The organism is Flavobacterium sp. MEB061 (assembly GCF_000834715.1).
Lineage (GTDB): Bacteria > Bacteroidota > Bacteroidia > Flavobacteriales > Flavobacteriaceae > Flavobacterium > Flavobacterium pectinovorum.
The window spans coordinates 66,660-90,429 of sequence record NZ_JXQR01000051.1 but is presented as its reverse complement, the minus strand read 5'-3'; the positions used below and the strand labels follow the sequence as shown (position 1 = coordinate 90,429).

General features: G+C 32.7%; 17 protein-coding genes. 13 read left to right on the top strand and 4 right to left on the bottom strand.

What is annotated here, in order from left to right; translation table 11 throughout:
* The first annotated feature begins 53 nt into the window (after positions 1–53).
* Together RT99_RS19300 and RT99_RS19295 are read left to right on the top strand one after the other, a co-directional pair.
* The gene (locus RT99_RS19300) at positions 54–890 is read left to right on the top strand and encodes a glycosyltransferase (RefSeq protein ID WP_052483729.1); all 837 of its coding nucleotides are present in this window, start codon (positions 54–56) and stop codon (positions 888–890) included.
* The gene (locus tag RT99_RS19295; protein ID WP_042566378.1) at positions 874–1,287 is read left to right on the top strand and encodes an FdtA/QdtA family cupin domain-containing protein; all 414 of its coding nucleotides are present in this window, start codon (positions 874–876) and stop codon (positions 1,285–1,287) included. Before RT99_RS19300 ends, RT99_RS19295 begins: the two co-directional genes overlap by 17 nt.
* Here RT99_RS19295 and RT99_RS19290 read toward each other — a convergent pair.
* Positions 1,274–2,206 carry a glycosyltransferase family 2 protein gene (locus RT99_RS19290; RefSeq protein ID WP_042566377.1) on the bottom strand — a complete coding sequence of 311 codons (933 nt, stop codon included), beginning with the start codon at positions 2,204–2,206 and terminating at the stop codon, positions 1,274–1,276. The genes RT99_RS19295 and RT99_RS19290 overlap by 14 nt on opposite strands.
* 3 nt (positions 2,207–2,209) lie before the next feature.
* Complete coding sequence (locus tag RT99_RS19285; RefSeq protein WP_042566376.1) at positions 2,210–3,067, bottom strand: glycosyltransferase; 858 nt, start codon at positions 3,065–3,067, stop codon at positions 2,210–2,212.
* 106 nt (positions 3,068–3,173) lie between these two features.
* On the opposite strand from RT99_RS19285, the gene RT99_RS19280 reads away from it, so the two are divergent.
* Positions 3,174–4,013: a class I SAM-dependent methyltransferase gene (locus RT99_RS19280; protein ID WP_052483728.1), complete on the top strand. Its 840-nt coding sequence runs from the start codon at positions 3,174–3,176 to the stop codon at positions 4,011–4,013.
* Positions 4,014–4,020: 7 nt separating this feature from the next.
* Here the strand turns inward: RT99_RS19280 and RT99_RS19275 are convergent, their stop codons facing one another.
* Complete coding sequence (locus RT99_RS19275) at positions 4,021–4,704, bottom strand: cell division ATP-binding protein FtsE (RefSeq protein ID WP_042566438.1); 684 nt, start codon at positions 4,702–4,704, stop codon at positions 4,021–4,023.
* Between the two features lie 368 nt (positions 4,705–5,072).
* Here RT99_RS19275 and RT99_RS19270 point away from each other — a divergent pair, with 368 nt between their 5' ends.
* From RT99_RS19270 to RT99_RS19225, 10 genes are all read left to right on the top strand, one after another.
* Positions 5,073–8,087 (top strand): tetratricopeptide repeat protein, encoded by a 3,015-nt coding sequence (locus tag RT99_RS19270; protein WP_042566375.1) that lies wholly within the window; start codon positions 5,073–5,075, stop codon positions 8,085–8,087.
* A 123-nt stretch (positions 8,088–8,210) separates the two neighbouring features.
* Entirely contained in the window at positions 8,211–9,074 is an 864-nt protein-coding gene (locus RT99_RS19265; protein WP_042566374.1) for a PhzF family phenazine biosynthesis protein, read from the top strand.
* A gap of 182 nt (positions 9,075–9,256) precedes the next feature.
* Entirely contained in the window at positions 9,257–11,011 is a 1,755-nt protein-coding gene (locus tag RT99_RS19260) for a TonB-dependent receptor (protein WP_042566373.1), read from the top strand.
* 148 nt (positions 11,012–11,159) lie between these two features.
* A complete protein-coding gene (locus RT99_RS19255) occupies positions 11,160–11,609 on the top strand; it encodes a hypothetical protein (RefSeq protein ID WP_042566372.1) in 450 nt (149 codons plus the stop codon).
* A 403-nt stretch (positions 11,610–12,012) separates the two neighbouring features.
* Positions 12,013–13,689, top strand: a complete 1,677-nt coding sequence (asnB, locus tag RT99_RS19250) for an asparagine synthase B (RefSeq protein ID WP_042566371.1) — start codon at positions 12,013–12,015, stop codon at positions 13,687–13,689.
* Between the two features lie 236 nt (positions 13,690–13,925).
* Entirely contained in the window at positions 13,926–15,542 is a 1,617-nt protein-coding gene (asnB, locus tag RT99_RS19245; RefSeq protein WP_042566370.1) for an asparagine synthase B, read from the top strand.
* A 354-nt stretch (positions 15,543–15,896) separates the two neighbouring features.
* Complete coding sequence (gene gyrB, locus RT99_RS19240; RefSeq protein WP_042566369.1) at positions 15,897–17,837, top strand: DNA topoisomerase (ATP-hydrolyzing) subunit B; 1,941 nt, start codon at positions 15,897–15,899, stop codon at positions 17,835–17,837.
* A gap of 111 nt (positions 17,838–17,948) precedes the next feature.
* Entirely contained in the window at positions 17,949–18,884 is a 936-nt protein-coding gene (mdh, locus tag RT99_RS19235) for a malate dehydrogenase (RefSeq protein WP_042566368.1), read from the top strand.
* Between the two features lie 227 nt (positions 18,885–19,111).
* Positions 19,112–22,084, top strand: a complete 2,973-nt coding sequence (gene secDF, locus RT99_RS19230) for a protein translocase subunit SecDF (protein ID WP_042566367.1) — start codon at positions 19,112–19,114, stop codon at positions 22,082–22,084.
* An 86-nt stretch (positions 22,085–22,170) separates the two neighbouring features.
* On the top strand, positions 22,171–22,782 hold the full coding sequence (locus tag RT99_RS19225; RefSeq protein WP_042566366.1) for an acyloxyacyl hydrolase: 612 nt from the start codon (positions 22,171–22,173) through the stop codon (positions 22,780–22,782).
* A gap of 53 nt (positions 22,783–22,835) precedes the next feature.
* On the opposite strand, the gene lgt is transcribed toward RT99_RS19225, so the two are convergent.
* Entirely contained in the window at positions 22,836–23,768 is a 933-nt protein-coding gene (gene lgt / locus RT99_RS19220) for a prolipoprotein diacylglyceryl transferase (protein ID WP_042566365.1), read from the bottom strand.
* Between the last annotated feature and the right edge of the window lie 2 nt (positions 23,769–23,770).

Here is a 23,770-nt window from a genome sequence, read left to right as displayed (position 1 = left end):
TAAAGATGATTTAAGTAGAAAAAATTTTACATTTGTTTAAGCATAAAAATTACTTGGAAAAGATCTATACTATTAGCGACGTCGAAATTTTAATTTCTACAATGAATAGAGATTCATTAGATTTTTTGTTGCCGATGTTTCCATTTTCGCATTTCTCTAATTTTACAATCTTACTTATTAATCAGACTACGAGCGAAACAATTTTAACTTCTGATTATTCAAATGTCAGAGTTGTAAATTCGTTTGAAAGAGGTTTGTCTAAAAGTCGAAATTTAGCTTTTGAAAATGTTATCGGAAAAATTCTTGTAATAGCAGATGATGACGTAGTATATCAGGAAGAATTTCTTAGCAAAATAATAACCGCTTACAATAGATTTCCACATGCAGCTGTAATAAATTTTTGTGCTATAAATTCAGATGGAAATTTGATGAAGAATTATCCTCTTCACTCTAAAAATGATTTGAATACTTTTGATATTTTAAATGTCAGCTCCATAGAGATAACGCTAAATAAATCAATACTTGAACAAGAAAAAATTCAGTTTGATGAAACTTTTGGATTAGGAGCTGTTTTCGAAATGGGTGAAGAAGCTATTTTTCTGTTTGATTTTAAGAAAAAAAACAAGAAGCTTTTATTTGAACCTCAAATCATTGTAAAACATGAGAACCTTTCTTCTTCAGATAAAAAAAGTATTCCTGAAAGATATTATATACAAGGCGCATTATTTACAAGAATTTTCAAAAACAACTATATTTTTTGGATCTTTATTAAATTATTTTTTGACTTAAAGCAGCGTAAAATAGAATTTAGAAATATCAAAAATGCCCTAAAAAGTGCCAAAAAAGGACATCAAAAATTTGAAAGAATGCAATATGAAAACAAACAATAAAGGAGTTCAAATTATATCAATCCCAAAAATAGAAGAACGAAGAGGAAATCTTTCTGTGATAGAAAATGACACAATTCCTTTTGATATTAAAAGGGTATATTATTTATATGATGTGCCAACAGGTTCAGAGCGTGGTGGGCATGCTCATAAAAATCTTCAACAATTTTTGGTGGCTTTAAGCGGGAGTTTTGATGTTGTCTTAAATGATGGAAAAGAAGAACAAATCATTACCTTAAACAAACCATTTGAAGGCTTATTGATTAACTCGGGGATTTGGAGGGAACTTCGAAATTTTTCTTCAGGTTCAATTTGTTTAGTCGTAGCTTCAGAAGTTTATATTGAAGACGATTATATTAGAGACTTTGATGAGTTTATAAAGTATTCTAATTATAAATAGAAAAATTAAAACCATTCTTTCTTAAAAACTGTTTTATTTTTAATAAAAAAATTAAAACAAACCTCGGTAAAAAGTATATTAATCTGGTTTTAAAAGGAATATTTTCTTTTAAAATATTTTTAAATAATTCTTTCGATTTTTTGTCATTCCCGGCAATTTTATATTGCAAGGCATATTCTAATCTGTAAGTATCAAGATATTTTTTTAGGCTTGGATTACTTTCTTCTTCTTGTTTATAATCCTTAAAATCGTTTAATTTTTTGTCTAATATTGGAGTTTTTGAAAGACTGTCTTCAATATAATGTAAGTAAGATGCTGTAACCTTATTGCTTATCGCTACAGGATATTTTGATGCAATTCGAATCCACATATCAACATCTTGCCCACTTGATATAGAAGGTTTAAAATAACCAGTTTTTTCAAATACACCTTTAGGTATTACAATTGAAGATGATGTAGCAATAGGATAAGGCAGGCTGGTTTCAAAATAATCTGGAATAATGCCTTCATAATCTGCGGAAATCCCTTTAAAATTTGGAATATCATTTTTTCCATTATTAAATACTAATTCATAACGTGAGGCAAAAATTCCGGCGTTAGGAAAATTTTGGATTAAGGAATCTAATATTTCTAAATGATTGGTCATCCACAAATCATCTGCATCCAAAAAAGCAATATGTTCATATTTCGCTTTTTCAATTCCGAGATTTCGGGCTACAGATGCGCCTTGATTTTTTTGGTTAAAAAGCTGTATGCAACTGTCGTTAAACTCTTTTACTTTTGTGACGCTATCATCTGTCGAACCATCATTTATTATGATAATTTCATAATCAGTAAAAGTTTGATTGAGAACACTTTTTAAAGTATTTTCAATATAATTGGCTTTGTTGTACAACGGAATAACAATCGAAAAGGCCATGGATTATTTTTTTAAAGTACAATAATAACCTAATTTATAAAGGTCGAACAAAAACAAAGAAGGTTTTTTTGAAAATAAATTCCGTTCAATTCTGGTTTGATTCTTCTTGAAAAGAAAAGCCGAAAACTGCGTTAATTTTAGTTTTCTCAGAAATTCAAATGAAGTTGTAATTTTGTTCTCTTCTTTCTTTATTTTTTTTGAATCATAAAGAAACACAAGGTTTTCTAAAGCAATTTTTGTTTTATTTAGAAATGCTTTTGAAGTTTCTAAATTGAGATGAAAAGTTGGATTTTCAATTTTTGAAATCTCAAAATTATTAGCTTTCAAAACCGAGAAAAAAAGCAAATCTTCATAACCATATTTTGTAATGGATTCATCAAAAGGATATTGAATGAAAACCTCTTTTTTAATTATTAAATTAGAAGTCAAAATTGTCACCGTTTCTCTTTTATTACCATAAACCCAGCGCAAAAGCTGGTCGCTTTGCGGTTTTTTATTTTCATAAATAATTCCTCCGAAAAGGATATTATTTTTCAAATTTGAAATAGCATCAATATACTTTTTTACAAAATCATTTTGAGCTGGAAAAGTATCGCAATCTAAAATAAGCAACCAATCGTAAATTGCTTTTAGAGAAAGGGAATTAATATTTTTTCCTCGCCCCAAATTAGTTTCATTTACAAAAAACGAACAATTTGGAAGAAGATTAATTTCCTGGTTTAAAATGTTTTCAGAAGAGTTTGATGCGTCGTCCTGACATAGAATTTCAAAATCAATTCCGTTAAAACTACATTGTTTTACTAACTCATTTACAAGCGGTAAAACATTATAATTATAAACTGGAATTAAAATAGAAAGCATTATTATCTTTTTTGAAATATATTTGTAAAGGAAATGTTTTTTATTTAACGATTTTATTTTTCAATAAAAATTCATTTTAACTTTCTAAATATTTAATAAATCTAAGATGAATTTAAGGTCCGTTTATTATGCTATTTCACCGAAATCAAGGCTTATTGTTAGAAAAATAGTTTATTCTCCTGTTGATTTTTTAGATTTTTTAAAAGGAAGAAAAAATAAATATGTTCCAAAGAAAGGGGATATTTTTATTGGTTCCGGCGATTTTATTTCTCAGGGAAAACACCATTTAGAACTTTTGAAACAGTTTGCTTTTTTAAAACAAGATTATTCGGTACTTGATGTTGGTTGTGGTATCGGAAGAGCAGCCGTTCCTTTAACTCAATATTTGTCTGATAAAGGGAGATATGAAGGTTTTGACGTTGTTAAAAAAGGAATTACATGGTGCAAAAACCATATTACAAAAGACTTTCCGAATTTTAGATTTAAACATATTCCGTTAAACAATGATTTATATTATTTAACAGATCAAAAAGCAGAGAGTTTTGTTTTTCCATATGAAAATAACTCATTTGATACCGTTTTTTTATTTTCAGTTTTTACGCATATGCAACCTTTGGAAGTTCAAAATTATTTAAATGAAATTCATAGAGTTTTAAAACCTAACGGCAAATGTCTTTCTACATTTTTTCTATATAATGAAGATATCGAACAACATATTTCTAAAGAAAATAAAGGTTTTTGTTTTCCTTACGAAAAAGGTGGTTACAGAATCATGAATCAAAAAGTTCCTTCAGCAAATATTGCGTTTAGCGAAGAATATTTAAATCAAATGATTACAAAAAGCCAACTAAAATTAGAAAATAAAATATACGGATCTTGGTCAAAGAGAGAAGTTAATAATTCTCTGTCTGATTATCAGGATATTTTGATTTTAGAAAAAAACTAAATTGATCTTATACGCTACGTTGCACCACTTCAAAAATTCTCTCATCTTCGCATTTTAATGTTTTAGATGGAAACTTCATCAATAAGGCATAATCGTGTGTTGCCATAATAACCGTTTTACCGTTTGCGTTGATTTTTTTCAACACTTCAAGAACTTCAGAACTTGTTTGAGGATCAAGGTTTCCGGTTGGTTCATCGGCAAGGATAAATTCAGGATCGTTAAGCAAAGCTCTTGCAATCGCAACACGCTGCTGTTCACCGCCAGAAAGTTGGTGTGGCATTTTGTTCACAAAATCTTTCATTCCTACCTTGTCCAGAACTTCATCAATTTTATGTTCCATGGCTTCTTTTTCGGTCCAGCCGGTTGCTTTTAGAACAAAAAGCATATTATCTTTTACAGAACGGTCCGGAAGCAATTTGAAATCCTGAAACACGATTCCGATTTTACGTCTCAAATACGGAATTTCACTTTCTTTTAAAGTTGCCAAATCAAATTCAACAATATGACCTTCACCTTCCGTTAAAGGCAAATCTCCATACAAAGTTTTCATGAAACTACTTTTTCCTGAACCTGTTTTTCCGATAATGTAGATGAATTCGCCATGCTGAACATCTAAATTGATATGAGATAAAATTTTTCTTCCTTCCTGATATATAGTGACTTCCTTAAGAGATAGTACGGTTTGTGACATAATAAATTCAATTTTAATGGTAAAAGTAAGAAGATAACGGTTGGATTCAAAATAAATTTTAATCATTTGTCATGAAGGCCCAATAAAATAAAGATACGAAATAGAATCTAACCTGAGGCATAAAAGTACAGTTGATCTAAAGCTCCCCAAAAAAATACAGAATAAAGATGCAGTTTTTTAAGAAGTTACAAATAGGTTCTTTTTTTATTCCTTAGAAATGTTTATTTTAGAAAGTTTGAAAACCAATATTTTGTGACGTCACAAGCTTTAAAATAACAACTATTAAAAATTTTGTTCATAATAAAAGTCTGAAACGTTTCGTTATAGACGGTATAATATGATACATTTGAATACTAAATATAATTAAAATGCGTAAACTTTCCTGGTTCTTTTTACTCCAATTTGTCCTTTTTTCGACCATAGTTTCGGCACAAAAATCAGCTATATATACTTACGATTTAAAGGATTTTGACAAAGCACTGGCTTTATATAATGACAAACAATACGCTTCGGCACAGCATATTTTTGAATATGTAAAAAACCACGCGACGACTGAAGAAGTTCAGTCAGATTGTGCTTATTATATCGCAAATTGTGCCATTAGGACCAATCAGGCAAATGCCGATGAATTGATGGAAAAATTCGTTGCAGATTATCCAACAAGTACCAAACAAAATCAGGCATATATAGAGGTTGCTCATTTTTTCTTCGAACAGGGAAATTACCCAAAAGCCCTGCAATGGTTTGACAGAGTGGATGAAAGTTATATGAGCAAATCTGATCAGGATAAATTTAATTTCCAGAAAGGATATAGCTATTTTAATGCTAAAAATAAAAAAGAAGCTACAACCTATTTTAATAAAGTCGTTAATTCACCTGAATTTGGTTCGCAAGCCAAATACTATTTAGGTTTTATGGCTTATGAAGGCGATGATTATAAAGAAGCTACCAAATATTTCGACGAAGTTTCGGGCGAAGAAAAATACAAAGAGAAACTTTCATATTTTCAGGCAGATATGAATTTTAAATTAGGAAATTTTCAAAAAGCAATCGATTTGGGGCAGGCAGCTATGAGTAAATCGAATGAACTTGAAAAATCCGAACTGAATAAAATTATTGGAGAAAGTTATTTCAACCTAAAACAATACGGTAAAGCAATTCCGTATTTAGAGCAATACGCAGGCCGAAAAGGAAAATGGAATAATACTGATTTCTACCAATTAGGTTACGCTTATTACGAACAAAAAGAATATGAAAAAGCGATTTCTCAATTCAATAAAATTATTGAAGGAAAAGATTTCGTGGCACAAAATGCGTATTACCATTTAGGTTTGGCGTATTTAAATACAGGCAAAAAGCAAGAAGCTTTAAATGCTTTTAAAAATGCTTCTGAAATGGATTTTAACGCACAAATTCAGGAAGATGCAGCTTTAAATTACGCTAAATTAAGTTATGAAATTGGGAATGCTTATCAAACCGTTCCGGGAATTTTACTTGATTTCTTAAAAAAATACCCAAATAATCCAAGCAAAGCCGAAGTAGAAAAATTATTAGTAGACTCTTATATTTCTTCTAAAAACTACAAAGAAGCTTTGGTTTTATTAGAGAAAAACAGAACACCTGAGAATAAATTAGCGTACCAAAAAGTGCTTTTTTACAGAGGTTTGGAATTATATAATGAATCAGATTATTCAGAAGCATTAAAGATGTTTAATGGGGCTGTCAAAGAACAAAAAAATCCGGAATATACAGCTCGTGCAACTTTTTGGAAAGCTGAATGTGAATATCTTAAAGACGATTTTCAGGCGGCTTTAATAAGCTATAAACAGTTTGCAGGTTTATCAGGAGCTAAAACTACAGACGAATACAAAAACATCAATTATAATATTGGATACACGTATTTTAAATTGAAAGAATACGATCAGGCAGCCAATTCATTTCAGGCGCAGATTGATAATTCAAAACAAGATAAAGTTCGCTTAAACGATTCTTATTTACGTTTGGGTGATTGCCGATTTGTAACTTCTAAGTACAGTCAGGCGATGGAAGCTTACGCAAAAGCAATTGAAGCGAAAGGTGTTGATGCAGATTATGCGCAGTTTCAAAAAGCCATTTCATACGGATTTATGTCCAGAAACGATAAGAAAATCGATGAGTTGAATAATTTCCTTCAGATGTATAAAAAATCAGAATATCGTGATGATGTTTTGTTCGAATTGGCCAATACTTATGTAGCAGACAAAAAGAACGATCAGGCGATTAAAACCTACGATCAGTTAATTTCTGAATATAAAAATGGTTCATTTACTTCAAAATCAATTTTAAGACAAGGTTTAATTTATTACAATTCAGATCGTGATGAACAGGCTTTGATAAAATTCAAAAAAGTAGCGGCAGAATTTCCAAAAACTCCGGAAGCTTTAGAAGCAGTTTCTACAGCAAGATTAATCTATGTAGATTCTGGAAAAGTGGATGAATACGCAACCTGGGTACGTACTTTAGACTTTGTTGCCGTAACAGATGTTGATTTGGATAACGATACTTACGAAGGTGCTTTCAAACAGTACAGTCAAAACAACAGCAAACAGGCAATTGTTGGTTTTACAGGATATGTAACCAAATTTCCATCAGGAATGCATGCTCTTGAAGCTAATTTTTACTTGGCACAATTGCTTTATGCAGAAGGTTCAGAAACAAAATCGGTTGCTAATTATCAATACGTAATTGGTCAGCCAAGAAACGAATTTACAGAACAGGCATTGACGAGATTATCTCAAATTTTCTTAAAAGCAAAAGATTGTGATAAATCAATTCCGGTTTTAGTACGTTTAGAAAATGAAGCAGACTATCCTCAAAATAAAAGTTTTGCTCAGGCAAATTTGATGAAGTGTTATTACGACAAAAAAGATTACGACAATTCTGTTATTTATGCTGATAAAGTATTGCAGAATGCAAAAGCAGATGCCAATGTAAAATCGGATGCGCAAATTATCGTGGCTCGTGCCGCAATGCAAACCGGCGACGAAGACAAGGCAAAAGCAGCTTACGCTAAATTATCAGCAACTTCAAAAGGAGAATTAGCGGCAGAAGCGTTGTATTATGATGCTTATTTTAAAACGAAAGAAGGCAAATTTGATGCATCGAATGTTGCGGTTCAAAAACTAGCAAAAAACTATTCTGGCTATAAATATTACGGAGCAAAAAGTTTAGTCTTGATGGCGAAAAACTTCTACGGATTAAAAGATAGCTATCAGGCAACTTATATTTTGGATAACGTAATAAACAATTTTACAGATTATCCGGATGTAGTTGAAGAAGCAAAAAGAGAATTAAGCGCGATCAAATTGGAAGAATCTAAAACGAATTCGTCGATTACTAAGTAAGAAACAAGAGAATAGAAGCAAGAAAATAGAGCAAAGAAAAATAGAATAAAGAAAATAGATATAAGAGCAAAGATTGGAAAGTCTATTCTCTATATTCTATTCTCTAAAAATCTTTTAAGAAAAATGAGTTTACCTTTTTATATAGTTGATGTTTTTACAGATAAAAAATATGCCGGAAATCAATTGGCTGTTTTTTTAGATACCGGAAATTTAAGTTCGGAAGAAATGCAAAAAATTGCGCGCGAAATTAATTTTGCCGAAAGTACTTTTGTGACCAAATTAGATAAAGAAAATAATAAGGCAGAAATTAAAATATTTACACCATCTCAGGAAATGCAGTTTGCGGGTCATCCGATCATTGGAACTTCATGGGTTTTGATCAATAAAATATTTGATAATTCTCCTGAAAGTATAACATTAAATGTTCCGATTGGACCCATTTCAATTCATCAGTCAAACGATTTGATTTGGCTAAAAGCGGCACAGCCAAAATTCTGGGATGTTTTTTCGAAAGAAGATTTCCCATCGTTCAGTAATCTGAAAAAAGAAGATTTCGAAAATCAGTTTCCAATTCAGGAAGTTACAACCGGAAGTGCTTTTGTCATGGTTGGATTAAGCAGTAAAAGAGCATTGGAAAATTTGGTTTTAGACAAAGATAAAACAGATGAATGGCTGAAAAAGCATTGCAAAACAACACACAGAGGTTTGTATTTTTATTATTTGGAAGGTTCGAAACTGTTCAGCAGAATGCTGTGTATTGAACATAATCAGTTAGTTGAAGATGCAGCAACAGGAAGTGCAAGTACATGTCTTCAGGCTTTTCTTTTAAAATATCATAAACCTGAATTTGAATTAATCAATTATCAGGGAGATTATATCAACCGTCCGTCGCAAATTCATTTTAAAGGAAAATTAACCGAAAACGAATTTGATATTAAAATAGGAGGGAATGCCCAATTTGTTGCCAAAGGCGAGTGGGAGGTTTAATAAAGAATATAGAATAAAGAATAAAGAAAATAGATTTTAGAATAAAGAACATAGAGAATAGAATATAGATTTAAAAATAAAAAAAAACAAAGAGTCGAAAGAATCAAGATGTAGGCAAAAGTCTATTTTCTTTATTCTTTTCTCTATACTCTCAAATCTCTATACTCTCAAAAAAAATAAATATGAAAATTAATTTCCAGAATAAAACTATCATTTTGATTTTGCTGTTTGTTTTTCAGCTTTCGTTTGCACAAAAGAAAGAAGAAACCATTGGTACTGAAACTGTAAATGTGGTAAAACCTTATTCGCCAACAATATCAGATGCTTTTAAAGTAAAAGAAACACCATCGTTGGACGACTCGGGGAATCAGGCAAAAGAAACTATAAAATATAGTATATTATCAGTTCCTGTAGCGTCAACATTTACACCATCAAAGGGAAAAGCAGCCGGTGTTGATAAATCAAAACAAGAACGTTTATTTAATAATTATGCGACTTTGGGTGTTGGAAATTATGGTACATTAAATGCTGAATTATTCGTTACACAGGATTTGGGAAATAACGATTATGTTGCGGGAATGTTTCGCCATCACTCATCGCAAGGCGGAATTAAAGATGTGTTTTTGAATGATGAATTTTATGATACAGCATTAAATGTGGGTTACGGACAAAACAATCGCGATATGTCATGGAATATTGATTTAGGATATCAAAATCAAGTTTACAATTGGTATGGTTTGCCGGTCGATTTTGGCTCAACTTTATTGCCACAAGATCGTTTTATTTTAATAGATAAAATTAATCCTAATCATTCCTATAATACTATTTCTTTAGGAGGAAATATTGATTTTACAGATGGAATTTTTAGTAAAGTTGCTACGAGATTTACACATTTCTCGGATAGTTTTTCTTCTTCAGAAAATCGATTTTACGTAAAACCGACTTTTAAAGTTGATGTTATGGATCAGTCAATTAACACTAATGTTATTATTGATCACGTAAGCGGAAGTTTTGAGAATAATTATTTTCAAAATAGCGGACAACCTATAAAATACAGTCTTACTAATTTTGGAGTTGAACCAAGTTTTGTTGTGAACGAAAATGACTGGACTTTAGAATTGGGAGCGGGATTATATTATGGATTAGATTCTGAAAACAGCGGAAACAAGTTTTATATCTATCCAAAAGTAAATGCTTCGTATAAATTGGTGGGTGATTTAATGATTTTTTACACGGGAGTAAATGGTGGTTTAAATCAAAATTCATATGCTGATTTTGTTACCGAAAATCCGTTTTTGTCACCAACTTTAAACATGAGACCATCAAGTACGCAATACAATGTTTTTGCAGGTTTAAAAGGTAAATTGGCAAATAATGTAAGCTATAATTTGACAGGGTCTTATTTGAATGAAAAAGATAAAGCTTTGTTTAAAAGCAATGATTATACAGAAGATATTACAAATCAAAATTATGCTTACGGAAACTCGTTTGGAGTTATTTATGAAGACATCAGAACTTTTCGTTTTTACGGAGAATTAAAAGCTGATTTCTCTGAAAACGTGACTTTCGGAATCAACGGAACCTTCAATAGTTATAAAACAGATGGCCAGTTAGAAGCATGGAATTTACCAACTATGAAGTTAAGTTCTAGTCTGGATGTAAATATTACAAAACAATGGTACGCTGGTTTAAATGTTTTTTATGTGGGAGAACGTAAGGACATGCAATCTAACCTGGATTTAGCTACAGAACCAACTGTAGTTTCTTTAAAAAGTTATTTTGATGCGAATGCTCATTTGGGATATAAATTCAGCGATCGTTTGACTTTCTTCTTAAAATTAAATAATATCGGAAATCAGGCTTACGAAAAATGGTTAAATTATCCTGTTCAGGGATTCCAGGTTTTAGGCGGAGCAAATTATAAATTCGACTTTTAGTTTTTTGCCGCGAAGGCGCTAAGGCACGAAGATTTTTTTTAAAATTTTTAAGCCACGAATTCACCAATTTAGATTAATCTTATTTGTGAATTTGTGGCTTACTTTTTTTTACGATCTTTGCGACTTAGCGCCTTTGTGGCAAAATACTATGACATTTAAACAAAAAATACATTCTTATTATTTACAAATGGTTCAGGACCGAATAGATGTTTTTAGGGACATGATTTCGGCTTTGACCGAAGATTCTAAAAACGATGCAAAAGGTTCTGCCGGCGATAAGCATGAAACGGCTTTGTCGATGATGCATATCGAACAGGAAAAACTAACCAATAAATTAAAAGAAGCGATAACACAAAAAGCGATTTTAGATAAAATTGACGCTTCAAAAACAACTGAGAATATCATTTCCGGAAGTTTGGTTAAAGCAAACGGAATTCATTTGTATTTGAGTGTTGCACTTCCTAAAATTACAATTGACGGTATAAATGTAATTGCACTTTCTCCGCAATCTCCTTTGGGGTCACATTTAATGGGGAATAAGGTTGGGTTTCAATTTGAGATTAATAAAACGCATTATACTATTGAGAGTGTTTTGTAGATAAACTAGATTCTATAAGACCTTTGTCAAAGTTTTAAACTTTGACAAAGGTGCGCATGCACACAATCTTGTTATCCTTCGTTTCTCAGATGAAAAAACGTAAACAATAATTTCAGAACAACTGTGATTCGTTTTCTTAACAATCTTTCATCGTTTCTTAAACATCCGAAAGTATAATTCAAAAAATCATCAAAAACAGTAAATTTTATCCTTCTTTCATCTTCAAAATTAAAATTTTCAAGTTCGGGGCGTTTTTTTATGCTAAAATTTTACATTTAATAGGTAAAATTAAGTTTATGGTTTAAAATTATAACTAAAATAGGTATTTGTGTTTTTCAATTATAACCAATACCGCATCTTTGCCCTATCAAAATAAAATTTACAAATAAAAAAATATATAATTATGTGCGGAATCGTATGTGCCTTTGATCTAAAACAAAAAGCAGAAACCTTAAGACCTCAAGTATTAGAAATGTCTAAAATCATTCGTCACCGTGGACCAGACTGGAGCGGGATTTATAGCAATGATAAAGCAATTCTTTCTCACGAGCGTTTAGCGATTGTTGATCCGGCTTCGGGAAAACAGCCTTTATTTACAGAAGATAAAAAATTGGTTTTGGCTGCAAATGGTGAAATATACAACCACAGAGAATTACGCAAACAATTTGAAGGAAAATATAACTTTCAGACTGAAAGTGACTGTGAAGTTATTTTGGCGCTTTACCAGGAAAAAGGACCTCACTTTATTGATGAAATGAACGGAATCTTTGGATTTGCAATTTATGATGTTGAGAAAGATGAGTATTTTATTGCTCGTGATCATATGGGAATTATTCCATTATACATTGGGTGGGATCAGCATGGAACTTTTTACGTAGCTTCTGAATTAAAAGCTTTAGAAGGATATTGTACAAAAATCCAATTGTTTCCTCCAGGACATTATATGACGAGCAAAGACGGCGAATTTGTGCAATGGTATAAAAGAGACTGGACAGAATATGATGCAGTAAAAGACAATGAAACAAGTATTCCTGCAATTAAAGAAGCTTTAGAGGCAGCAGTTCACAGACAATTAATGAGTGATGTTCCTTACGGAGTTTTACTTTCAGGAGGTTTAGATTCGTCTATTACTTCGGCTGTAGCCAAAAAATTTGCACAAAAACGTATTGAATCTGATGATACTACAGATGCCTGGTATCCACAATTGCACTCTTTTTCGGTAGGATTGGATGGTTCTCCTGATTTAGCAGCAGCTCAAATCGTTGCAAAACATATCGGAACAATTCACCACGAAATTAAGTTTACAATTCAGGAAGGTTTAGATGCGGTTCGTGATGTAATTTACAACTTAGAAACCTATGATGTAACTACGGTAAGAGCTTCAACACCAATGTGGTTAATGGCGAGAGTTATTAAATCAATGGGAATTAAAATGGTGCTTTCGGGTGAAGGTGCAGATGAGTTGTTCGGAGGTTATTTATATTTCCACAAAGCACCGAACGCAAGAGAATTTCACGAAGAAAACGTTCGTAAATTAGGTAAATTACATATGTACGATTGTTTGCGTGCCAACAAAAGTTTGGCAGCTTGGGGAATCGAAGGTCGTGTGCCGTTTTTAGATAAAGAATTTATGGATGTTGCCATGCGCATCAATCCACAAGATAAAATGATCAACAAAGAACACCCGATGGAGAAATGGGTGGTTCGTAAAGCTTTTGAAGACATGTTGCCGGAAAGTGTAGCATGGAGACAAAAAGAGCAATTTTCTGACGGAGTAGGATACAGCTGGATTGATACTTTGAAAGAAGTGGTAGCTAAAGAAGTTTCAGATGAACAATTGGCAAATGCGAAATATAAATTCCCGTTACAAACGCCAACTTCAAAAGAAGAATATTACTATCGTTCAATCTTCGCAGAACATTTCCCTAGTGATGCAGCTGCGTTATGCGTGCCTCAGGAAGCAAGTGTGGCTTGTAGTACAAAAATTGCATTGGAGTGGGATGAAGCTTTCAAAAACATGAACGATCCTTCTGGTAGAGCGGTTGCAAGTGTGCATGATGATGCTTACGAAAAAGCATAAACTTAGTTACTTAATATTTTAGTTATTAGAAAAACGTTCTCAGTTTCTGAGGACGTTTTTCTTGTCTAAAAATGTTAATTTGTAATATTTCAATTACTTGAAGATAATTATTAGCAATTATTTAACTTTCTTTTTTATATTTGACATTCCCCAACAGAATATTTTAAATTTAGTTTTTTTGCTAAAATAAACCTGCACCACTATTTAAAAAAATAAAGAATAAAAAATACAATCGTATGTCTGGAATATTGGCCGTTATAGGCAAAGGAAAAGACCCGCAACTCGTAAGAGAGCTTTCTAAAAGAATGTCGCATCGTGGGCCTGATGAAAGTGATTTTCAAATCCTGAAAAATGGCAGTATTATTTGTCATGAAAGTTTAGCGATTGTCGATTTACAATCGGGGAAACAGCCAATTCAGGGGACAAAAGATGCATGGGTAATTCATGATGGAGAAATTTATAATTATCAGGAACTGAAAAACGGAGTTCTGAAAGAGCATACGTTTAGAACAAAATCAGATTCTGAAGTTATTGTGCATTTATATGAAGAATTTGGATATGATTTTTGCAATAAATTAGATGGTGACTGGACTTTTGTAATTGTTGATGGAGACGATTATATTGCAGGAAGAGACCCTATGGGAGTAAAACCATTGTATTACGGTCTGGATGAAAGAGGGAGGATTTATTTTGCTTCTGAAATGAAATCAATTGCAGATCAGTGCAAAACATTTTCAACTTTCCCTCCTGGGCATTATTATACACCTAAAAAAGGTTTTGTAAAATATTACCAGCCTGAATATGAGGATTATGAAAATGCAAATCAGGATCTGGATTTACAATTAATCAGAGAAAGCCTTACAGAGGCTGTTCGTAAACGTCTGATGAGTCAAATGCCTTATGGTGTATTACTTTCCGGAGGTTTGGATTCTTCTTTGCTTTCTGCAATTGCTTCCAGATTATCAGCAGAAAATGGTAAAAAACTACAATCTTTTTCTATTGCTTTAAATGCTGATGCGCCAGATGCAAAAGCAGCCAGACAAGCAGCGGAGTTTTTAGGTACAGATCATCATGAAATTCACTTTACGGTTCAGCAAGGTGTTGAAATTCTGGAAAAAATAATCTGGAATATTGAGACTTATGATATTATTTCGGTACGGGCAAGTGTGCCAATGTTTTTGTTGTCAAAAGTAATTTCAGAAAAAGGTATAAAAGTGATTCTTTCGGGTGAAGGAGCTGATGAAATTTTTGGTGGACATTTGTATTTTAGAAATGCCCCATCTACAGAAGAATTTCAGAAAGAAACTATCGAAAGAGTTCAGAAATTATTTACTGCCGATTTGCTTCGTGCTGATAAATCAACAATGGCAAATGGTATCGAAACCAGAATTCCGTTTTTAGACAAGGAGTTTTTGGATGCTACTATTCGAATTAAGCCCGAAGAAAAACAGCCTAAAACGTATGATGGTATCGAAAAATACATTTTAAGAAAAGCATTTGATACACCTGAAAATCCGTATTTGCCAGCAGAAATTTTATGGCGTCAAAAAGAGCAGTTTTCTGATGGAGTAGGATATAGCTGGATTGATGAATTGATCGAATATTGTGCCACTCAGGTTACAGATGCGCAATTAGAAGGCGCTGCTGCAGAATTTCCATACAATTCGCCAACAACAAAAGAAGCTTATTTATACCGTTCTATTTTCCATAAATTTTACCCACAGATTAGTGCGGCACAAACTGTTAGAAAATGGATTCCGAAATGGCAGGAAAATCTTGATCCAAGCGGAAGAGCAAATGCGGCTCACGTTAAAGCGGATGTTGAAATTTCAAAATCAGGAATTACGATTTAAAATTCCAAAAAATAAATTCCAAATTCCAATTGGAATCTAAATGTAAAATCCGAGATGATATTTAAAATCAGACTCGGATTTTTTTTGTTTCTATCGCTTGGAATTTGGAATTCTTTATCGGATTTAGACATAATTTTGAACTTTAAAAATTGCATTTTATTGAGTTATTCCTTTTTTGGAATTTGGATTTTAAGAAGTTTGGAATTTAAACTAACTTTTAGGCTTATTTTTTGGTTTTTCAGACAATTGTGTTAATAACTTACGTGCTTTAAATGGGAATTTAACGGATATATAATTTGCGTTTTTATATATTTGCGTGTTAGACACTAATTACATTTTTTTAGAATAAATTATATGAGCGAAGAAATCAAGAAGAACAATTATTCAGCAGATAGTATTCAGGCATTAGAAGGAATGGAGCACGTAAGAATGCGTCCATCGATGTATATTGGAGATGTGGGAGTTCGAGGTCTGCATCATTTGGTTTATGAGGTTGTTGATAACTCTATTGATGAGGCGATGGGCGGACATTGTGATACCATTGGTGTTGCAATAAATGAAGACGGTTCGGTAACAGTTGAAGATAACGGTCGTGGTATTCCAGTTGATTTACATAAAAAAGAAGGTGTTTCGGCACTTGAGGTAGTAATGACTAAAATTGGTGCCGGAGGTAAATTCGATAAAGATTCTTATAAGGTTTCCGGAGGTTTACACGGTGTTGGGGTTTCTGTAGTAAATGCCCTTTCTGTTCATATGAAATCTACTGTTTTTAGAGATGGTAAAATCTACGAGCAGGAATACGAAAGAGGTAAAGCAATGTATCCGGTTAAACAAATTGGAGAAACAGATAAAAGAGGTACACGTCAGACTTTTTATCCTGATGATACGATCTTTACTCAAACTACAGAGTTTTCATATGATACACTTTCAGCTCGTATGCGTGAGCTTTCTTTCTTAAACAAAGGAATTACAATCACATTTACAGATAAAAGAGAAGTAGATGATAAAGGCGAATTTAAAGTTGAAGTTTTTCATTCAGACGAAGGTCTAAAAGAATATATTCGTTATTTAGATGGTAACCGTGAGCCAATTATCTCTCATGTTATCAGCATGGATCACGAAAAAGGTGAAATTCCTGTTGAAGTTGCATTGATTTACAATACAAGTTATACAGAGAATATTTTTTCTTACGTAAATAATATCAACACACACGAAGGAGGAACGCATTTACAAGGTTTTAGAAGTGGTTTAACAAGAACCCTTAAAAAATATGCAGATGCATCCGGAATGTTGGATAAATTGAAATTCGAAATTGCGGGAGATGACTTCCGTGAAGGATTAACAGCTATTATTTCGGTAAAAGTACAAGAACCACAATTCGAAGGTCAGACAAAAACAAAACTTGGAAACAGAGAAGTAGTTTCTCCGGTTTCTCAGGCAGTTGGAGAAATGTTAGAGAATTATTTGGAAGAAAATCCAAATGATGCGCGTATCATTATCCAAAAAGTAATCTTGGCTGCTCAGGCACGTCACGCTGCAAAAAAAGCACGTGAAATGGTACAGCGTAAAACCGTTATGGGCGGTGGCGGATTGCCAGGAAAACTTTCAGATTGTTCTGAGCAGGATCCTGCAAGATGTGAAGTTTACCTTGTCGAGGGAGATTCGGCTGGTGGAACAGCAAAACAAGGTCGTGATCGTAACTTTCAGGCGATTTTACCATTACGTGGTAAGATTTTGAATGTGGAGAAAGCGATGCACCATAAAGTATTCGAAAACGAAGAGATTCGTAACATATTTACTGCTCTTGGAGTTACCGTTGGTACTGCAGAAGACAGTAAAGCCTTAAATCTTGAAAAACTAAGATATCATAAAGTAATCATCATGTGTGATGCCGATGTCGATGGTAGTCACATTTCTACCTTAATATTAACGTTCTTCTTCCGTTTCATGAAAGAATTGATCGAAGAAGGTCACGTTTATATCGCAGCACCACCTTTATACTTAGTTAAAAAAGGAAACAAAAAAGAATACGCATGGAATGATGTTCAACGTGATCAGGCGAATGAAAGAATGGGAGGAAGTGCTGCTATTCAACGTTATAAAGGTCTTGGAGAGATGAACGCAGAGCAATTATGGGAAACTACAATGGATCCGAGCTTCAGAACTTTACGTCAGGTAACAATTGATAGTTTGGCAGAAGCCGATAGAGTTTTCTCCATGTTGATGGGAGATGAAGTACCACCACGTAGAGAATTTATCGAGAAAAATGCTGTTTACGCAAACATCGATGCCTAATAAATTTTAACACTACAGAATTCGTTTAATTGTTTAAATTTACTAAACAATTAAACGAATTGTTAGTTTATACAATAAACAAACAAATTAATAACCGATAAAGTATAAAATATGAAAGTTACCATTGTAGGAGCAGGAAATGTTGGAGCTACATGTGCTGATGTTATTTCTTATAGAGGAATTGCAAGCGAAGTAGTGTTGTTGGATATTAAAGAAGGTTTTGCCGAAGGGAAAGCGTTGGATATTATGCAATGTGCCACAAATACAGGTTTTAATACCAAAGTATCTGGTGTAACCAACGATTATTCTAAAACTGCCGGAAGTGATGTAGTGGTTATTACATCTGGAATTCCGAGAAAACCAGGAATGACTCGTGAAGAATTAATTGGTATCAATGCCGGAATTGTAAAAACAGTTGCCGAAAATGTACTAAAACATTCTCCAAATACAATAATAGTTGTGGTTTCAAATCCTATGGATACGATGACCTATTTAGCATTAAAATCTACAGGGTTACCAAAAAATAGAATTATTGGTATGGGTGGAGCGTTAGACAGTTCTCGTTTCAGAACTTATTTATCTTTGGCTCTGAATAAACCTGCAAATGATATCTCTGCAATGGTAATTGGAGGACATGGTGATACAACTATGATTCCGTTAACGCGTTTGGCTTCTTATAACGGAATTCCGGTAACAGAATTTCTTTCAGAGGAAGTGCTTCAAAAAGTTGCTGCAGACACAATGGTTGGCGGAGCAACGCTTACAGGTCTTTTAGGAACATCGGCCTGGTATGCTCCGGGAGCTTCGGTAGCTTACTTAGTAGACAGTATTTTGAATGATCAAAAGAAAATGATTGCTTGTTCTGTTTTCGTAGAAGGCGAGTACGGACAAAATGATATATGCATAGGAGTGCCTTGTATAATAGGTAAAAATGGAGTAGAAGAAATTTTAGATATCAATTTAAACGAGCAGGAGAAGGCTTTATTCGCTAAAAGTGCAGATGCAGTTAGGGGAATGAATGATGCTCTAAAATCGATTTTAGTATAAATATTTCCGTAAAAAAAGAAGAAGACTGCACTTTTGCAGTCTTTTTTTTAAGATTAATTAATAAATAAATTGGTTAATCTTTCCGTTAATTATATATTTGCTCGATTTAAAAAAAATGTGGTAATTCGTGATTTAGTTTTTTAGTTTTATAAAAATGATGTCAGGGCTTATTTTATGGTACTTTAAAACAAAAACAAACAATAAAACATAATTAATTTTTAGTAATAATGCAGAATAAAGGACTTATTAAATTTTTCGCAATTCTATTTGCATTGGTAAGTATTTACCAACTTTCGTTCACTTACGTGGCAAGTAATGTCAAAAGTGAAGCTAAAGCTATTGCAGGAGATAATCCTGACAAAGAGCTAAAATATTTAGATTCTATTGGAAAAGAAAAAGTGTTGAATCTTGGATTTACTGATTTTACTTATAACGAAGTAAAAAATAAGCAAATCAACAAAGGTCTTGACTTAGAAGGAGGAATCAACGTTATTCTTCAAATTTCTATTAAAGATGTTTTAAAAGGATTAGCAAACAATTCTAAAAATCCGGTTTTTAATAAATCATTAGCTGACGCAACTGCAAATTTAGAAGGAAATAAAAGTTATTTGGATAAATTTTTTGAAGCTTTTGATGCAAATTCAAATGGTACTACAAAATTAGCTTCTCCAGAAATTTTTGCTAACAGAAACTTACAGGGAGAAGGCGGGATTGCTTTCGAAATGACGGATGCACAAGCACAAAAAGTAATTAGAAAAAAAGTTGATGAGTCTATCGAAAGTGCTTACAAAGTATTAAGAGAGCGTATCGACAAATTTGGTGTAACACAGCCAAATATTCAAAAATTGGGTGCTACAGGAAGAATCTTAGTAGAGCTTCCAGGTGCTAAAGATGTTGATAGAATTAAAAAATTATTAGGTGGAAAAGCTCAGTTAGAGTTTTGGGAAACTTATAAAATAGAAGAAATCGGAAACTTTTTAGTAGCTGCAAACGAAGCTTTAAAAAAGACAGAGGTTAAAACTAAAGAGACTAAAACAGTTGCTAAAGATTCATTGAATGCTTTATTAACTGATACTAAAGATTCTACTGAAGCTAAAAAAGGAAACAATCCATTATTTGATAAAATTTTAGGACAAGGTGGAGGACCAGTTTTAGGTTACTTCGCTCCAAAAGATACAGCTGTTGTAAATGAATATTTCAAAAGAGCTGACATCAGAATTTTATTGGGCGCTGACCAACATTATGCAAAATTTGTTTGGAGTAAACCAACTACAATTAAAGATGCAAAACAAAAAGATGTTGAAGTTGTAGAATTATACGCTTTAAAAGGAAACAGAGACAATGTACCAGCTATGAACGGTGGTCTTGTTACTGATGCAAAAGATACATTTGACCAAATGGGTAAACCAGCTGTTTCTATGCAAATGAACAGTCAGGGAGCTAAAGTTTGGGAAGAATTAACAGGAAGAGCTTTTTCTCAAAAAAGTTACATCGCTATTGTTTTAGATAACATCGTTTATTCTGCTCCTGGAGTTACAAGTGGTCCAATCGCAGGAGGAAGATCAGAAATTACAGGTTCTTTTGATGTTGCTGAAACTAAAGATTTAGCAAACGTATTAAACGCAGGTAAATTACCGGCTTCTGCAGATATTATTCAATCAACTGTTGTAGGACCATCTTTAGGTCAGGCTGCAATTGATGCAGGTACAATCTCATCTGTATTAGGATTTTTATTAGTTTGTTTATGGATGGTATTCTATTATGGTAAAGCAGGTTGGTATGCTAACTTAGCGTTATTATTAAACTTACTTTTCTTGTTTGGAATTATGGCAAGTTTTGGTTTTGTACTTACATTACCAGGTATTGCAGGTATCGTATTAACATTAGGTACTGCGGTAGATGCCAACATTATTATATTTGAAAGAGCAAAAGAGGAATTACGTGAAGGTAAATCGTTGGCAGAAGCTGTAGCAGCATCTTACGGATGGCATGGTGCAATGCGTTCTATCATTGATGCAAACGTTACGCACGTTTTAACCGGAGCTATTCTTTTCATCTTTGGTACAGGACCAATTAAAGGTTTCGCTTTAACTTTATTAATTGGTATCGTAACTTCAATGTTTACGTCAATTTTTATCGCAAGAATTTTCATCGATAGAAATATTGCAGGAAAAGGAGATTTAACTTTCTCTACAAACATTACTAAAAATTGGTTTACTAATTTCCACTTTGATTTTATCAAAATTAAAAAATTCACATACATTTTCTCTTCTATTGTAGTTGTAGTAAGTTTAACTTCTATCTTCTTCGTTAACGGATTAGATGAAGGTGTTGATTTTGTTGGAGGAAGAACATTCCAGGTTAAATTTGAAAAACCGGTTGACGCAACTGTAGTTTCAGATGAATTATCTGCTGCTTTCGGAACTCCTGTTGAAGCTAAAATTTTAGGTGATGACGATCAGTTAAAAATCACAACAAAATACAAAATCAAAGAAGATGGAGTAGCAGTTGATGAAGAGGTGAATCAAATATTATTTAAAGCATTAGCAAAATATTACCCAAATACTACTTATGATAAATTTATCAACTCATTTGATGGTAAAAAAGTAGGTGTATTGCAACAGTCTAAAGTTGGAGCTTCTATCTCTGAAGATATTAAAACGAACTCTTACTGGGCGGTTCTTGGTGCAATGGCAGCAATTTTCTTATACTTAATGGTATCTTTCCGTAAATGGCAATATTCATTAGGTGCGATTGCAGCTGTAGCGCACGACGTTATCTTCGTATTAGGAATTTACTCTTTATGTTATAAATTCATGCCTTTCCACATGGAAATGGATCAGCACTTTATCGCTGCGATTCTTACCGTTATTGGTTACTCAATGAACGATACTGTAATTGTATTTGACAGAATTAGAGAGTTCATTATTGGAAACCGTAAAGGATCTTTTGAAGATATCGTAAATGCTTCTATTAACACTACATTATCAAGAACGTTGAATACATCATTAATGATGATCATTGTATTATTAACGATGTTTATCTTTGGTGGAGAATCTATCAGAGGGTTTATCTTCGCTATGTTGGTTGGTATTGTTGTAGGAACTTATTCTTCATTATTTATCGCAACACCAGTATTGGTTGACACGATTTCTAAAGATGATAAACATACAATCGAAGACAAGCACAACAAAGCATAATTATTTGCTTATATTATATTAAAAAGATCCGGTGAAAGCCGGATCTTTTTTTTTGTGCTATATTTAAATAGTTTTAAAACACGTGTATGAATAAAAAACTACTCTATATTTTGGTGTTTTTCTTTGCAATAAAGATGTCGGCACAAGATGTAAAATCTAAGCTTGCCATTGGTTTTAATTATGGTTTCGGAAGCGAATTCAATAATAAAGATTACACTTTTACCAATCATTTTTATAAACTGCAATTGTATTATAAATTGAAGGAAACAAAACATTTTCAATATGAAGTTTTAGTTCAGCCGGAAGTCAATTTTGGGAAACATCAATTGTTGAATTTTTATTTTGTAAAGCCGGAAGAACCGGATTATATTGAAAAAAGAGAAAAGTATACGCAGTTAAAAGAGGTTCACGAATATGTTTTAAACATTGGTTTCTTAGCCAGAAAATCAATTGGTAAAAAGTGTTCTTTTTATATTTTGGGAAGTATTGGTCCGATGATTACGGATACAGAGACCGAAAGAATGTCTGATGGTTTCGCTTTCGCGGATGTTATTGCGGTCGGTTTTTCGTTCAAAGTAAATAAACTTCAGTTCGATTTGCGTCCAAGTGTAAGGCATGTTTCGAATGCTGGTTTAGGCTCAGCAAACGCCGGATACAATACTAAGAATATAGAAGTTGGGATTTCATATTCATTATAAAAAAAATGCCCGATAAATTACTTATCGGGCATTTTATATTTTGGAGCTGAGTTTTAAGAAGCTGCTAAAGGATTTCTTTGTGCTCTAATAACAAAGAAAAGACCAATAATGATAAAAGGTATACTTAACCATTGTCCTGTAGAGAAATAACCTAATTCGGCTTCAATTCCGCCCTGGCTTTCTTTTACAAATTCAACTATAAATCGTACTACGAATAATAAAACTAGAAATAAACCGAATAATAAACCAGATTTAAGTCTTGCATTTGTTTTCCAGTATAAGAAATATAAAATGGCAAATACAAAAATATAGCAAAACCCTTCATACAATTGTGTTGGGTGTTTTGCCGGAACCTGTGCTAATAAATCAGCAAATTTAGGATCTGTTGCAATTGCCGTGTAAGCATCTTTAGGGTTTGCAATTTGAGTTGCATTTACTGCTTCTGATTTGCTAAATTGATCATGTAAAAAACGAATTCCAAATGAAGAAGTAGTTTCATGTCCGATAATTTCAGAATTGAAAAAATTTCCTAAACGAACAAATATTGCTCCACTTGCTACCGGAATTACGACGCGGTCTAAAATCCATAATAACGGGCGTTTTAAGATCATTTTGCTGTAATAATACATGGCAATAATAATAGCAATTGCAGCACCATGACTTGCTAATCCCTGAAATCCTGTGAATTCAAATTTCGGTTCAAATTTAAAGGGTAAAAATATCTCAAGTAAATGATTTCTAAAATATTCCCAATCATAAAATAAAACATGACCTAAACGTGCGCCAATTAAAGTAGCTAAAACCGTCCATACAAAAAGAGAATCTAATTTGTCTAAAGGTTCATTTTCGCGTTCGAAAATTTTCTTCATTAAAAACCATCCTAATCCAAAGGCGATTACGAACATTAAACTGTAATAACGAATCATAAAAAATCCTAAATCGATTCCTTCTGAAGGATTCCAAATGATATTTAAAGCTTGTGTCATAT